Consider the following 15,892-nt stretch of genomic DNA (forward strand, 5'->3'; position numbering starts at 1 on the left):
CTTTATTGAATAAACTCGCATCCTCAGTTCGAGCGGACAAAGCCGCAATGATACGTTAGCGAATGTTTATTCCTGCTTCATTTATATAATGGCTTGGTGAACCCCCACTGCTTGAATATCACCATAGCGATATAAGCCTTGGTATAACTCTTTACGATCTAAAATGCGTTTAACTTGTACTTTGGTGAAAGATTTACCTTGTTGCGTGGTATAGCCTTCTTGGTTAAGTTGTGAAGCCAGTTCTGATAATGACCATGTCGGAAATTGTTCTTTTATTTCAAAAAGTCTTTTTACCGTTTGAGCCTGTTTATCATGGACTTCAATACGTTTATGCCCTCTACGAGATTGGTAACCGAATGCCGCTCTCCCTCCTGCATAACCGCCTTTCTGTGCTTTCTTATTCCGTCCTCTGCCTAACTTGAGGGCAATTTCTAAACGCTGATACTGGTCAAGCAATTCCATTAATCCATTGATGAGGAAATCATTCGGGTCTTTCTTATAAATCGAGTATGTAGGCTGTTCAATACTTTTGACATCTACACCGTATTTTTTGAACTCTCGATGGACAAGAACCTTCACGATGTCAGACCGCCATAAACGGCTTGTATGGAGGACTACGACAGCATCTACGGATTGATTAGATAGAGCTTCTAGCATGTTCTGGAAGCCAATTCTGTCCACCTCAAGGGTATCTTCATCAACCTTCGCTCCACTGATACCCTCATCTGTGAATACGTGAAGCAAGTTCCAACCTTGTTCCTGACAATACAAACGAATTTCATCTTGCTGATACTCTAAACTGTAACCATCCTTGGCTTGTCCACTTGTTGAAACTCTGACATAACCGATAACATTCATGTTGTTGCCCCTTCCGTAGACCGTATCTCACTTGAAAGGAGTACCTTTTCTAGCTTGAGGCGACAACTTTCCATGCGTAAGTCCATTTCAACGCGATGAACAGCGAACATAATGTCTTCTATAACTGTACGATGAGAACGATAACCTTCTTGAATCGTAAAATCTAAGATTGCAGTTTGATAAGCAAGACAAGTTGACAATCGTTCATCAAGAACAGCTTCTTTTGCATATAACTGTTCCAGCTTCTCGATTAGATGATTCATACTGTTTCCTCCCCCTCCGTTACGATAATTGAGATTAATGTAACGGTATTCCGTTATTTATCTTATTCTATTACGGAATACCGTTACATTCAATAGTTTTGATGAAATATACATGTTATAATTTCTATGATTTTTAATTACCTGTAACGGTAAACTAATATGGAGGATTCGTATGCCAGTTCGATTACGCCTTAGAGAAATACTTGAGCAACGTGGAATCAGTCAACGAGAACTTGCTCGTAGAATGAATGTTCGACCAAGCACAGTAAGTCATCTTTGCTCTGATAAACTTAATGCTGCTTACTTTGATACACTAGAGCAGATTTGTAAGACACTTGATGTTCCACTTCACGAACTTCTTGTATTGGAAGATAATTAACTAACCCTGTCTATTTTCAATATGATTCGGTCGCTGGGTATGTACAGCCCTTTTTGTAAATTCCAATGACTATAAATGCTTTAAACTATCCCCCACCACCGATAAATGGGTATCGTATGTCGTAACATTTTTAGAAGACGAGCGTTTGATTTCTGTATCATTTCAACTCATATAAAGAGTGAGTTCTCAATACTTTATTTAGCATATTATGATTTTTATCGTTATCGGCAAAATAACGTGTCCATTAGTGCAGATATGTATTTTAACTTATCAATGGCTTTAGACAGTTCCCTTGGGGAATTGTCATTTTTTTTATTAAGCTCTTTCGATTTGCAAACGTTGACGGTGTGTATATTTCTCGTAACGTTGATTCGTCATACATCATTAACAAAGTCTGAAAACCTAGATACATTTCAATTTTGGATATGTCCTCTTTATTCTCCTTTAACCAAGCTAAGTCTAGGCTGATTATTTCGGAGGGATATTTAACGTTTCTTAGGGCTTTATTTATGACCTCATCTGAAAACGAAGGACATAGGAGTTCGACTGCTTTTCTCTTAGGTGAATACTTTTTTAAATCGTTATAGCTTGGTCTAATTTCTAGCCGTAAGATTCCTTTTGCTAGTTTGACAAGGTCACTAGATCCTTTTTTGTCCTTCACTTCTTTTTGTTTGTCATAGAACATGATACTACTGCTTTTGTTAGAGAACGTAACCGTTTCATCTTGGTTAGTGAGATTCGTATTCTTATAAGCAAACCTTTGCTTGCCTAACATTCGTATATAGTCGCTAACCTGTTTATCTACTTGAAAATTCCTACACACGTCAATTCGTTTGACGATCCAATCTAAATGATTAACTTTAATTGAAAATAATTCATATAAACGCTCTTGCAGTTTACTAAAGAATGTTTGAATATCTGTTTCCGTTATGAGAGCTATATTATGACCATATAAAAACTTTGGAATAGATAATTGCAGTTCTATTGTGTGACTCATATCTGCATACTTTATATACGGTATCTGTTCGTCATGCATGACATAATTCGTATGTAATGCTCTAGTATCACGATTCAGATACGTAGTAGCTTTGGATAAGATAGATGTATGTCGTGTAATGGATTCTTCGTTTAAAGGGATTCCAGAAGCTTTAAGGACTATCGTATCGAACATCTATAACCTTCTTTCTATTTTGATATATATTTTTTATGTTTATTTGATGCTATTCCAAAATCTTGGATGTAATTTGATATGTTATAAGAAAAGTGGGATGGACGACATCCCTTCTTACTCCGACCAAAGCAAATCGTACTTCTTTAATAGCGCATGCAGTTCTGTTTGAAAGTTTACTTCCTCTTCGTCCCATGCGTAAAATCCCAACGACATCAGATACACCATTGAACGCAATGCATTTACTCTCCGTCTCTGCTTATCAAACCATTCTTGTTGCTGTTTATCATCCATCTTTTTTGAAGCAGATTCATTTAAAATACCCGATAGGTTATTTAATATCTCAAGCGCTTTACCTCCTCTCTCTTCATCAAAAAGCTCATAATACAGTGCCTCTTTTAACTTCAAGCTCAGTGTTTCAATCTTAAGTTCTTCATACTTCATTTGTTTCTCTGCTTGATACACATCAATTTCTCTAAGATACTCTTGTTCAATTCCATTGTCATCAGGTGTAGTATCAACTATTTCGATAGAATCCCGTTTAGAGATCCGATTCAAGTAATCTAACTCAAGTTCGATTTCTTCGATTTTAGTTAATTCTTTTTGAAAGTATTCCTTATCAATATTGAATAACTTAGACAGCGCTTCTATTTTAGCTGTCGGTATTCGTCTACGCTTACTTATCCAATCTTTCACCGTAGATGGCGTAAGCCCCAGCTTTTCAGATAACCCTGCGTATGAAATGTGATATAACTTGACGATGTATTCAAGACCTATCATATGTATCCCTCCGCAACTTGATTTGATGACAATATATCATCTGGCGTCGATCGTCGTCAACTATTATTTTACATTATCTTCACAAAAAAACCACACTACGATGGTTAGTCGTAGTGTAGTTGACACGAGCTTAATATAAGGCAATTTATATTCACTTGAAAGCAATTGGTTTAACAAACATCGTACGACAATGAAATGTATTAATTATATTATTAGTACTAGTCTCTAGTGGATATTATAATTAAAGTGAAGGTAGCTGTTTTATATCCAAAATTCATTAATATTTCTAATGCATATTGGGGGTTAACATGAGATTCTCAAAACGTAAATTAAAGGGGCTTCCGGTTCCTAAAGAAATAGTTGTGAAGGATTTAGCTAGTTATATTCGACTATTCACAGATGGGAAATATAGAGATTTTTTATTTAGAGGAGAACCAACTAATTACGATGAAACCTCATCATCAGCATTAAGAGGAGATGCTATATACCCTTTTAGGGAAATGCAAAATCAATTCAAACGTGAAGTTTGGCATAAATTATCAAGTGATGAACGGACACATTTCACTGCTTTCTCACAACATCATGGAATTCCTACAAACCTCATTGATGTATCTACTTCTCCACTAGTTGCCTTGTATTTTGCATGTCAAAACTATAAAAATCCAACTGGTGAAAGATATGACGAAGAAAGAGGTTATGTGTATTTATTTGAAGATCATTTTGTTGATATTACAAAGATTTTAGCAAAGTATGAAGATGACAATCTTTTAGAATTATATGCTCATAACAGAAATAATATCTTGCTTGATATGTATAAGTTATTTTTAGAGTTTGAAAAAAAGAAACCATACCCTTTTTATACATACTTAAAAACGCTAAACGAAGATTACCATTACCATTTTGGTAATGGCTTTTTAAAAAATACTATTCCTAAAAGATTCACTCCCTATTGTAAAGGAGAATATAAATGGGAGATACGGAAATATGTTATTGATATTGTGAATGATAGTGAAGAAGCTAAAAACCTACTGAATCAGATAGAAAGTGCGTATAGTAATATTTCTTATGAAGTTTTTTTATATACAATATACCTTCAAAGGTTTTTAAAAGAAATATTAGACTTAACAGAGCCTATATGGTGGTTTAATATCATGCCTAATTTCAAATACGCTCCCATTTTGACCTTTGAACGTGGTCGTAATCAACAAGGACTATTTATATATCAAACTTACTTAAACTACGTTGAAGTAGTATATAATGCCCAAATAGTAGCACGACAAAGAGTTTGGCCGGACAAAATTATCGTAGTTGAAAATAAAAAACAAATCTATAAAAAACTTGATTTCATCGGAATCAATGAAAAGTTTATTTATGGAGATTATGATAATGTAGCCTCTTACATCAAGAAAAATTTCACCTGACAAAACCTTTATTAATTAAACTGGTTTCATCAAAAATTTTAATTAATAAACATAAAAATCATCCCACTCACTTTTCTGTGAATTGGGATGATTTTTTAAAGTCAAATACAATTGCTTATTTTAAAGCACTCATTATATCATTGATTTCGCCCACATACCCATCCAAAGCTTGTTGTAATACTACTTTGTATTCATCGCTCTCTTCTAACCAAATATTAAAACTAGATTGCTCAACTTGATACTTATATTTGAGATGATAGCTCATTCCCATGAGAGAATGTCTACCAAACTTAATTAAGTCTTGATAATTGAGTTGGGCACGATTTTGCAGTTCTCTCATTCTGTTTTCTGCATATTGTTTCTCACACTCCAAAATCCTTTTCCAATCTTCTGTTCTTTGAGTTCCAAGCTGCAATAATTGTCTTACAGCCTCAAGGTTCAACTCATTATGAAAAGGGGTATTTTCGATAATGTTTCTTTCGATTTGTTTCAATTGACTTTCCTGAAGGTTTTCAAACATACTTGAAAAATGTTCATAGTATTTATCCACGTCATATTCATTTGATATATAAAACACGAGTGGATAAACTAACTTTTCATCGTGTGAGCTTAAAAAGTTTATCAACAAATCAGCATGTTCATCGTGCTCTTGGTAAGCTTGTTGTAACAATTCAAATAACTTCAAAAAGTCTTGCAGGTTATTTGAATTAAAATTGGTTAAAAAGTGGTTTATAACACCGTTATCACTCATCCAATCCCCCCTTATCTTTTTTTCACTATATCAATAATAAGCTTTTGCAATTCTTTGGTGTACCGTGAGTTATTCTTACCTTTATTAAAATCATTTAGTGTTACACCAAAGCGTGAAGAAGTCCATTCTTTAAGTAAACCGATACTTGATTGATTTGCATTACCTCTTGGCCGTACAGTGACATGTTTTTTTGTATCATTGTATGCCTCAAATCCTCTTAACAATAAATCTTGCAAATGAAAAACAACATAACTGCCCTCTTTAGGTTTCAATAAAGACATTGATAATCCACAATTAGCATTCGTACTGCATCCCTCAATATCGGATAAACGAGGTGTTAAGTTATTTGGAGTATTATTTCCCCATAAATAAACTTCTGTTTTCTTTCTTCTTTTATCATAATCTCTTAAATCAGAAGCATTCGATAATTCCGCTGTCAAAGTATCCGCTAACTTATTGGCTTGTGCAGCACTTTTAGGAATTGAATGATTTTGAGAAACTGGATATGGTTCATTACCAAATAAAAAATCATCAACAAATGCAGCTATAACACCGACACTTGCAGCAGCAGCTATAACCCCCCAACTGATCGCTGCACCTTCTGCTATACAAGCATCCCAAACACATCTTCCAGTCGGATCTGTATATTTAAGCGGATTATTGTGAACATAGGTATACAAATTCAAACTTAACGGATTGTTAGCTTTACCTTCATACGTATCCTCCGTAGTAAATCGCCCAATACTCGGATCGTACCAACGAGAACGCAAGTATTGAAGATTCGTTGCGCTATCCCAATACTCGCCCGAGTAGCGAAAAATGTTCGGCACTTGCTCCGACGCGGTGAGCGGCTTGCCCCAAATGTCATATGTGTATGTGTTCAGCACAGTTCCTTGGCTGTCGCGAATTTCAGTGACATCACCGTGGCCGTTGGTCACGTAGTATTGCATTTGATTGGTGCTCGCGACTTGGCGAGCTAGTAAGCGGCCTTTTGGGTCATGAGCATAGGCGTACGTGATCGTAACGGTTCCGCTAGGCTCGACTTTGCCTTCCGCGACGATGATTTTGCGGTCGTCGTAGTAGTAGCGGGTGGTCTCGCCAGCTTGGCTGCGCTCGACCATCAGGCCGTCGCCGTTGTAGCGGTACGTGACAACGTTGCCGTCTTCGATAACTGCACGTGTTAAGCGATTGCGGGAGTCATAGCTGTATTGGGCGCCTTTCTGCACAGGTGGATTGGCCGTCGTTAGCGTACTGCGATTGTCACGTGCGTCGTAGGTGTACGTCTCACTGAACTGGCTGTTCGTCTGGATGCGATTGAGCTTGTCATAGGTGAAGGTGAACGGCGTGCCGTTTTCATTTTTGCTGGTGATATTGCGATTGTTGTCGTAGCTGTATTGATACTGCCCAAATGGTGTCGCGCCTTGATGCTGTTGGATGTGGGCTAGATTTAAGCCGTCGTAGGTGTAGGTCTCGGTGATTCCGTTGGACATGCTTAGCTTCGCTAAGTTCGTCTCGGATTTGTCGTAAGTGTAGTTCATCGTGGCTAGCGCCGAATTGTTGCGATCGGTGACTTGCAACGACGTTGGATGCGAAAACATCGTGCCGTAGTTCACCGTCATCGACGAGCTAAACGTCGGCGTCGTTACGTTTTGCTTCGTTCGTAAGCTTCTCGCCTCGTATTCATAGCTCAACGTGGTTTGGTCGGGATACGTGATCGTTCGCAATTCTCCCGTTGGAAAATACGCATATCTCGTCGTCCCCGTTGCATCGGTCATTGCGATGCGATTGCCGCCCTCATCATACGCATACGTAACGCCTTCTTCTGGGATTGGCGTCGTGCTGCTCGTGAGGAAGTTACGGTTGCTGTAGCCGAACTGATGAACCTGACCTTTGCGGTCGATGCTTTTGACCAAATTGTTGTTCGCATCGTGATAGAATCGCTTGCTCAAGTTTTTCGGATCGATCTGCTCGATCAGGCGGCCGATTTCGTCGTATTTCTTCTTGAGTACGGTTCCGTCTGCATACTGAATCTGAACCAAATTTCCGGCTACATTGTAGGTGTAGGACACCTTTTTTCCATCGGCGTCAATGACAGCGGTCAAGCGACTTAAGGAATCGTACTCGTATTTGGTTTCGTTGCCTTTGGCATCAAGCATCGAGACGACGTTGCCTACGAAGTCATACGTGTACTGGGCCAGTACGACTGCTCCTGCTGGCTTGAGCTCTTCTCTTTTTACAACACGATCTAGCACATCATACGTTTCTCGAATCTTGTTGCCTACTCCGTCGATGCTGACCTTCGTGTTCACAATGTCGTTGTACTCGTATTGCTTCACTTGGCTACCTGCGGTTTCCTTGATGACTCGGCCCCAAGCGTCATAGACATAATCGATCCCAGCTCCCGTGACTGTCCCTTTGCGGAGCAGTCTCCCGTGTGTATCATACGTATGATGCGCCGTGCCGCGACCGTTTGTCTCCCGGATAAGGTTACCGATCGGATCAAAAGCCTTCTCGGTGACATGGCCCCGTGGATCGGTGACGGTAATCGTGTTCTGGACATCATTGTACACGATTGTCGTTTGGGTATTGTCTGGGTATTTCTCCGCGATGACTCTTCCTAGTTTATCATACGTAGACGTTGTCGCGTGACGGTTGCCATCGGTGTAGGAGATCATATCTCCCGTGAACCGATTATAGTCGGCCTCCTTCACAATAGTCGTCACCTGACCCTCTGCATTCTTGACATCCACCGTTTGCTTAGTCGGGAAGAAAGCACCCAATTGTGGGCTAAACTCCTGCTTGACGACGGTATCCTGTTGCTCTCCCCGTATCCGAACCGTGATCGGATTTCCATTCGGGTCGTATTCCCGCTGAACCTGCTGCAATAACGCACCTTGATTATTTTTGCTGAGCATTTGCGTCATCTCGCCATGGTTCGGATCATACTTGTACTCGGTCACCAACTGTGTCTGCGCATTCAGCGCTTGAACACTGCTTAGTAACGCGCGTCCAACCCTTTTGGAAATCGTAGCTGCCGGCAACGAATAGTCGTAGCGGTTGGTTACGTTAAGCGGGTTCGTTTCCGATACGACCAAGCCCCAATCGGCGGTATCATATTGTCGGACGGTCGTCTTCTTAGGTGCATGAAGAGCACCGTCCTGAAAGCTTTCCTCCATCCGCGTTGGGTTCGGCTTCTCTCTCTCATAGCTGTACTGGACACGCTTCGATTGGTTCGTGTTGTTTACCTTACTTACCACCTCAGTATTAAAAACCTTAGGTGGTTCATAGAAACCAGCAGGCCGTCGCTCATACGTGTGCATCGTTGACTTCAAGCCATCATCTACAGTCGTCGTTAACGTATATTTTTCGTCATACTTGGAACTGCCGTGTATTTTATACGTTAGCGCGGTCGAGTTCATCTTCGTCTGGGAGGCCGAACTGTACGACACGTGTCGGGAGGAATAATATATGCTTTGTTCCACCGCATAAGGCCCAATACTCTTTTCCCATGCACCGAGGATGCCAAATTGAGAGAGCGCTTTGGTCGGATGCTCGATAGATGTCAGTAAGATCGCTTTGTTCTGTCCATACGTTTCAAGCTTCTCGGAAGGGTGGCCTACGTAACGGTACTTCTCCATCAGATTAAACTGCAAGTTATTCCATTCTCGATATCCGTATTTCGTTGAACGACCTAGAGGGTCAATAACCTCGTCTAGCACTTCCAGTTCACGAAACTTTCCGTTTGGCCCATCGCCGATTTTACGTTTCTTATAAATAACCTTCTTATCATCCATGCTTACTGTCACCGTATGATTGATCTTATCGTAAGCAAACCACATTTGGTTATTAACCTTTCCGTCTTTGGAAGAACTGACAATAAACCAAAGCACCTCCTCTTCCAGAGAGGGCCCTTGATACATAAACTCGACCCAGTTGCCAAACTTGTCGTCCATTCGAACCAACTTACCGTCTAAGCTAAAATATTGTTTGATGCCACTTTTATGATCCTTCAGGACAGAATCTGGTCTTTTACCACTTATTTTGGTGACCAATCTCTCTTCTTCGGTTGCAGTATCAAACGTCAAGTCCTTATAAGGATAACCGAGCAACGATAGCTTATTGATCCCATGAGGATCGCCAAGGGGATAGGAGCCGACACCTGCGATGTAAATGGAACGCTCTTCATTCACTTTCCAGGCATTTCGGATATAGGAAATATCCCAGATCCACCCTTTTCCTAACGCGTGCAATTCATCTTCAGGAGTAGGACGCGTGCTGTTGGTATCATTGGTGACGTAGATATCATCCTTCGCGCGGCTGCTGTCATACACTCTCCGAAGCGCAAATCCCATGCCATTAGCACCGGACATGACCAAATCGGTGGCGGATACTTGCAGCGAACCGTCGATCGTCGAGATTTGCTCATTGTCCGAGCCGATGGTATAAGGCGCTTGATCGGGCTTATGCGCTCTCTGTTTGAGTGCAATTTGATCATATGGACTTGTGTTAAATAGCCCGTCCTGCAAGCTGTACACGTGGTCCGTGACAGAGTTGGCGCTTGCCTTGTCCAGAATAGGCTTAGGTTTAGGTACAGCCTTCGCCTTGGCATAGACCGCGTCCGTTACACTCTTTATTTTGTTCATATGGTTCAAGTTCGTGTTGTGTAGGGTTACTGGATCTAGTGGAAGGTTGGGGTACTGAGCTGTCATGAATTTCTCGTAGGAGTTGCCCTGCTGCTTCTTTTCTAAGCCTTGGTAAATATGATGAAGCTGGTAGCCCTTCGCCATTTCTTGAAGGACCCAATCTCGGTTGACATCGAACTGATACGTCACAGAGGTGACCGTAATCAGGTTATCCAGATCGTCTGCGTTCATCGTTTGATCGGTTGAATTCAACTTGAAAGAAGGTGGATAGACCGCCTGAGTCACAGACGACAAAGACTTCGCCGCTGTACGGCTCGCAGCCTGTCTTGCTTCTGCTGGAGCGAGCGGTAGGCTGGTCAGAACGAGTGCAATTGCGAGAATAACAGAGATATATTTTTTCACTTTACGTACTCCTTCATATGATAATGAACTCATGAACTTATTCAATTTCAATTTACGACTCTACGCAGCTCGATTTGATCAACAAATGCCTCGCCTGTTGCTTGTGAATCCGCGACAACGCGCACAATTATTTTTCGAGCAGTAGGCTGCGTGGTAATCGTGATCGAATTTGAACTCCACTCTCCGTATTTGTTAGCTAATACTGCGATACCGTCATAAATAACAGCATTTTTTTCGTTTAACTCGATCGTATCGACGTAAAAAGAACCTTTACTCAATCGATTTAAGAAATCAAACTTAAGTACATATTGAGTATTGGGCGTGACCGCAATCATAGGACTCTCTGAAGTCGTACCCACCACTGCTTCCGTAGAATGAAAACGAATTTGCGATCCTTTATTAGCAAAATGAGTCCCTACCTTCATATGATTGCTCATATACCAATGTAGGTCATGCTGCTCAAAATCATGATTCGGAACGAGGTTTTTCGTCGTTAATGTTGACATCATATTGCCCTGCGCATCATATTTCATATGCATTCTTTTGTCTAACGAAATGACATCAGTTAATTGATTGTTTTTATCATACAGCAACTGCGAGGTCATCATAGGGGCACTCACTTGAATGGAAGTAGACAACGCCAGTCCAATCGCTACATTTCCCTTAAAAAGTTGCCAAGCTAACGGATAAATGCCTGATTGCTGTGGAGCAACAACAGGAAATTCAAATGTATAGTACTCCCCTGGCCTAATCGAAATGCCCGCCTGCGGCTTCACTCGTCCCGCTTGAAAGGAGGCTGCCGCCCCTTGACCTTGCAACGACAATTGATCCGTAGTCCATATTTCATTTGATGTGTTTTTAATTTTAATAGAGACCAATTTCTTCTCATTTACGAGCAACCCAGTTGGAAGCGTATGCGAAACAATCGGTTCCTCCGCACCTAGAACCTGTACATTCAACGTAAGCGTTTCTCCAAACCACGTAACAGCATCCTGCACCATTCTCCAATCGGTCGTATATACACCTTTCTGAGTAGGTGCTTGCATTGTAAAATGAAACGTGTAGGTTTGGCCGCTTAGGATCTTATTATCATTCGGAATCACTATTCTCCCTTGCCACGACAGAGGATCACTGTCACCTACCGCACCAAGACGGAACCATTGCTTCTCTGTCCACTCCAGATTCCCTGTGTTTTTAACCGTTACTGACACCGGATATAACTCCCTAGCGACCATTCGATCAGGAATTGTATGCGATATGATTTGAGCTGCATGGGCGGTGTTAGCATTTTCAGAATTAACGAGTTCCGTTTGCTGCGCCTGTGTAGAATCTGCAAGCACAACGTTAGGAATCATACCTACACAAACAACCAACATAAAGCTACTTATCCATTTCATCCAAAATGTGTTCATTGGCTACTCTCCTCATTTTCGTTTGTTCAACTTTGATGCTAGCTCTACATCTAATTATCCTTTATTAGGTTTCAAAATGAATTCCTCCTTTTATTAGATTTAATTAGCACTATTAAAATATATAGGAAGTTTCATTAATTCCCTAAGATATAATAAAAATGAAATTTAATCAGCGTTAGCTGATGGCAAAAAACCGTCAAGATCCCACAGGAAAAAGGAAGTGACCTCATCATTAATTAGCAATAAAAAGGCATTATCTTGAGAGATCCCCACAAAGGAACTCCCGCTGATAATGCCCCGTTTGAATGGTTTCATTTCACTCTAAAGTCAGAAACGTGCAATCTCAAAGGTTGACCTGTTCAACGACAGCAACATGGAACAGACCATTCGAGATGTGTTGTGTATCCATATATTTCAGTACACATACCCACCCCAATATTAAATAGGATTGTGCCATTGCAGCATTTCAGGAATCAGATGTATTCATCCGACAGCTGAATCTTAAAACGATTAGTAACCGCTCTAATTTCCCTCTTGCTCGCAGGCGGGTAAAATGTAAATCGACCAACATATAATTCACCAAAAATATTTGGCACAAGCAAGCTCTCACTTCGTAATGTACGATGCTGTAGGCGGTTCATGATGTTGGATACGCAATATAACCGCCTCACAATCATTTCCCATTTGGAATATTTAGTTCGCTCTCTATCCTATCCAATCGTTTGTTATATAGGAATTACACGGGTATTTGCAGGGTGTACAAAGTTGGAAGTTGAGCCGTGATGGTGGATTGTGTGTAAAATGGAAACAACCTATTCCATGCAAAATGAATTATGATTGAGTTGGTAATTTTGTAAGGAGACTGTGCTTATTAGCCGTAAGCATAGTCTTTTCTCTTTCATCCTTGATCTCACTTTCTTCGAAAAATCGCTTCCAATCAAAAGTAAGGACTTGTCCTATTCGTTTTGCTACAGAAACACTTGGATCGCGCCTTCCCGTCTCAATGTTCGAGTAGGAGCTTCGGTTAATGCCTGATAGTACCGCTACTTCTTTTTGGGTTTTACATCCTCTACATAGAATGAGCCATTTGCGATGCTTCATCATTTTTCACCTCCCTTCGTAAAGAATACTTTTGAAATTCGAGGATATAACCATCAAGCTCTTGACTAAGTTGAACGACAGGCTGAGCCGTGAAGCTCTTATGTTCGTCTACCGCCTGAACAAGCTTTTCTCTTAGCTGTTGGATGTTTGCTATTTGTGGAGAATCATTACTGCCGACACAACGAATAAAGTGAGATGCAGGAATCATGCGTTCACCCCCACCAATACTTTAATAATTTGTTAATTTCAATCATAAATATAGTTTCGTAGGTAATAGCAGTATGAGTGTCCATGAAACTTTTGTTTTAAAATTGACAACCATTTGGATCAAATTCAGATTACACCCAACAAAAAAAGATGCCCTTTTGAGGCATCTTTAATTTGTAAATATGTTCGCAAAAACAGTTATCATTCACCAGTAATAAAAAATTAGATTAGACATATTACTTCCATAAAAAATAATACTTATCTAGGAAGTGTCCAAGGAGCATCCAACATAATATTCCCAATAATTACGACTGTTAATAACACCATACTGGGTAAAATAATCGACAACTTCGTCAAAAGTTTCCCCATGTCACCCAACCCTTCCTATACGTTTTATTTTGGCAAAACCCACAGAGAAGTAAAGGCAATGATATCAGAGACAATCCCAATTGATAAAACTGTTACAAAAAGAATCGGCATCTTAGACAAGAATTTTTTCATGCCAACCAATCCTTTCATCAGTTTCATTTAGGTAATATCCAAGGAGCGGTAAAAGCAATAATATCAGTGGCTAACCCAACAGATAAAGCAACTACAAAAAGAATCGGCATCTTAGACAAGAATTTTTTCATGCCAACCAATCCTTTCTAATATTTTTTGTTTATTATCTGAAAATACATTTCATTTGTTCTTCTTGCAATCTCAATACTGAAACGCGAACTATCTTCAATGATGGCCGTATTGATTAATGCTAAACTCTCAAGTGCATGATTTGTAATTCCAATTTTTAAATATTCCTTGGCACTTTTAAGATAGTAATCAAAGCTTCTGTTTGTATCTAGTCTCAAAAGCACGTTGCCCACTAATTGATAAAAACTAGCCAATCTAGCCCATTTATCAGGTGTCGTGCGAGCATCTTCAAGAGACTCTTCCATTTTCGATTCATAATTAAGTAAGGTAAGTGCAGTATCAAAATCACATTTTTGTAGATAGATGTTCATTAATTCCGAAACAACATAAACCAAATTGTATTCTGATGCGCATTCTAAATACGAGCTTAGTTGAATTAACGCAAGTTCCCCATTTCCTGTTTTCATATTCAAAATTCCTTGAAACATCCTTGAATTGTCCGCTATATAGGGGAAATTAAATTTTTTGTACTCTTCCAAGTAATGATTACTCTGTTCAAAGCGCTTAAGATTGTAAAAACAAAAAATTATATTGTTTATTGTGGCTGCCTTGTATTCATTTTTATTTGTATGTTCAATTACGTATTCACTAAACTGAATAGAATCTTCGTACAACATCAGACTATACGCATGTACTGCTAGACAATAATGTAAAACTACTCTTTCGTTGCTGTTTAGGTAATTAGCATAATTTAAAATATTCTTGCCTGTATGATACGTACTGTTCAGCCTACTAAAATCATTTCGTTCAATCATATATACCTGATACATACCTTGTGCAATATATGGCATAATTCCATGAGCGCGGGAGTAATCAATGATGCTATTGTACAAGTCTAGTTGGATAGTAGTGTCTGTGATGGAGGCTGTCGTGGAGTACAATTGCTTAACTAATTCTAAGCTATCTTCCTTTTCATTTTCAAGGAATTTTGTTGCAATCTTGGGGGCTATTGAGGTGTTTTCTGGTGTTGTAATGGCGATTTCTAATATTCCCCGGAGTGAGTCCGATTTTTGCTGAATCTCGATGTATATTTCAACATATTCATGAAAAGGGATGTTTAGCACGGATGCAATGGCCTGAACCGTTTTAAATTCAGGTTTCTTCGTTTCGCCGTTCTCTATTTTGGATAAACTTCCTTTTGTGATGTTAATCTTGCTTTCCAATTGTGCCAATGTCATTTTATCTTTATTCCGGTACTTCTGGATTAGTTCTCCCAAAGGTGTCGTATTACGGGGCACGTTCTCACCTTCTCTCGAATAAATACCAAATTTGTATATTCACTCAATTTTACCATAGACATTTTTTCTCGTAAATCCATATTTTGTTTCATTCCGCTACTTGAGAGGGAAAAATCCCCAGATCACAGTTGTATTGAATTTGTGGGCTTAAATTTCCTCTATGTATGATTTATTGTTGATAGATGATGCTTCATATGGAGAGCGACCTAAATCAATAGTGATAACAAATAAAGCACTTGCGTTTCAATCCATACTCTCATATAGAGAGCGACCACAAACAGACCGTATCAACTACTCGCAGAAGGCGTTTCAATCCACGCTCTCACATAGAGAGCGACGTAACTTCATTAGTGTTCTCGCGACGACGATTAAGTTTCAATCCACGCTCTCACATAGAGAGCGACACCTATATACCTATGTACTTAAGTAATGGGTTGTTGTTTCAATCCACGCTCTCATATAGAGAGCGACAATGCTGTCCCTTTGAAATCCGTAGTCATATTTTTGTTTCAATCCACGCTCTCATATAGAGAGCGACGGAAGGCGAACTTTGCTTTAAGCGAATGCGCAGTGTTTCAA

At 39.7% G+C, this 15,892-nt stretch carries 12 protein-coding genes and 1 CRISPR repeat array (1 of these 13 only partly in view); of the genes, 2 read left to right on the forward strand and 10 right to left on the reverse strand.

What is annotated here, in order from left to right:
- Positions 1-81 precede the first annotated feature (81 nt).
- Positions 82-858: a recombinase family protein gene (locus KIK04_RS00840; protein ID WP_232276472.1), complete on the reverse strand. Its 777-nt coding sequence runs from the start codon at positions 856-858 to the stop codon at positions 82-84.
- Positions 855-1,121, reverse strand: coding sequence for a hypothetical protein (locus tag KIK04_RS00845; RefSeq protein WP_232276473.1), 267 nt, complete (start codon positions 1,119-1,121; stop codon positions 855-857). Before KIK04_RS00845 ends, KIK04_RS00840 begins: the two co-directional genes overlap by 4 nt.
- Positions 1,122-1,293: 172 nt before the next feature.
- Between KIK04_RS00845 and KIK04_RS00850 the strand changes: the two genes are divergently transcribed.
- Positions 1,294-1,500 carry a helix-turn-helix domain-containing protein gene (locus tag KIK04_RS00850; protein ID WP_232276474.1) on the forward strand — a complete coding sequence of 69 codons (207 nt, stop codon included), beginning with the start codon at positions 1,294-1,296 and terminating at the stop codon, positions 1,498-1,500.
- Positions 1,501-1,762: 262 nt separating this feature from the next.
- Here KIK04_RS00850 and KIK04_RS00855 read toward each other — a convergent pair whose 3' ends face one another.
- Both KIK04_RS00855 and KIK04_RS00860 read right to left on the reverse strand, forming a co-directional pair.
- Positions 1,763-2,671 (reverse strand): phage/plasmid replication domain-containing protein, encoded by a 909-nt coding sequence (locus KIK04_RS00855; RefSeq protein ID WP_232276475.1) that lies wholly within the window; start codon positions 2,669-2,671, stop codon positions 1,763-1,765.
- A gap of 114 nt (positions 2,672-2,785) precedes the next feature.
- Positions 2,786-3,448: a helix-turn-helix domain-containing protein gene (locus KIK04_RS00860; RefSeq protein WP_232276476.1), complete on the reverse strand. Its 663-nt coding sequence runs from the start codon at positions 3,446-3,448 to the stop codon at positions 2,786-2,788.
- Positions 3,449-3,756: 308 nt separating this feature from the next.
- On the opposite strand from KIK04_RS00860, the gene KIK04_RS00865 reads away from it, so the two are divergent.
- A complete protein-coding gene (locus KIK04_RS00865; protein ID WP_232276477.1) occupies positions 3,757-4,869 on the forward strand; it encodes an FRG domain-containing protein in 1,113 nt (370 codons plus the stop codon).
- Positions 4,870-4,984: 115 nt separating this feature from the next.
- On the opposite strand, the gene KIK04_RS00870 is transcribed toward KIK04_RS00865, so the two are convergent.
- From KIK04_RS00870 to KIK04_RS00895, 6 genes are all read right to left on the reverse strand, one after another.
- On the reverse strand, positions 4,985-5,620 hold the full coding sequence (locus tag KIK04_RS00870; protein WP_232276478.1) for a hypothetical protein: 636 nt from the start codon (positions 5,618-5,620) through the stop codon (positions 4,985-4,987).
- An 11-nt stretch (positions 5,621-5,631) separates the two neighbouring features.
- A complete protein-coding gene (locus KIK04_RS00875; protein ID WP_232276479.1) occupies positions 5,632-10,665 on the reverse strand; it encodes an RHS repeat domain-containing protein in 5,034 nt (1,677 codons plus the stop codon).
- 47 nt (positions 10,666-10,712) lie between these two features.
- Positions 10,713-12,077: an NBR1-Ig-like domain-containing protein gene (locus KIK04_RS00880; RefSeq protein ID WP_232276480.1), complete on the reverse strand. Its 1,365-nt coding sequence runs from the start codon at positions 12,075-12,077 to the stop codon at positions 10,713-10,715.
- An 831-nt stretch (positions 12,078-12,908) separates the two neighbouring features.
- The gene (locus KIK04_RS00885) at positions 12,909-13,181 is read right to left on the reverse strand and encodes a helix-turn-helix transcriptional regulator (protein WP_232276481.1); all 273 of its coding nucleotides are present in this window, start codon (positions 13,179-13,181) and stop codon (positions 12,909-12,911) included.
- Positions 13,147-13,386, reverse strand: coding sequence for an aspartyl-phosphate phosphatase Spo0E family protein (locus KIK04_RS00890; protein WP_232276482.1), 240 nt, complete (start codon positions 13,384-13,386; stop codon positions 13,147-13,149). Before KIK04_RS00890 ends, KIK04_RS00885 begins: the two co-directional genes overlap by 35 nt.
- Before the next feature lie 646 nt (positions 13,387-14,032).
- Positions 14,033-15,313: a helix-turn-helix domain-containing protein gene (locus KIK04_RS00895; RefSeq protein ID WP_232276483.1), complete on the reverse strand. Its 1,281-nt coding sequence runs from the start codon at positions 15,311-15,313 to the stop codon at positions 14,033-14,035.
- Between the two features lie 240 nt (positions 15,314-15,553).
- Positions 15,554-15,892: a CRISPR direct-repeat array (repeat unit 32 nt; unit sequence GTTTCAATCCACGCTCTCACATAGAGAGCGAC) (it continues 157 nt past the right edge of the window).

The sequence above is a fragment of the Paenibacillus sp. 481 genome, from assembly GCF_021223605.1.
Taxonomy (GTDB): domain Bacteria; phylum Bacillota; class Bacilli; order Paenibacillales; family Paenibacillaceae; genus Paenibacillus_B.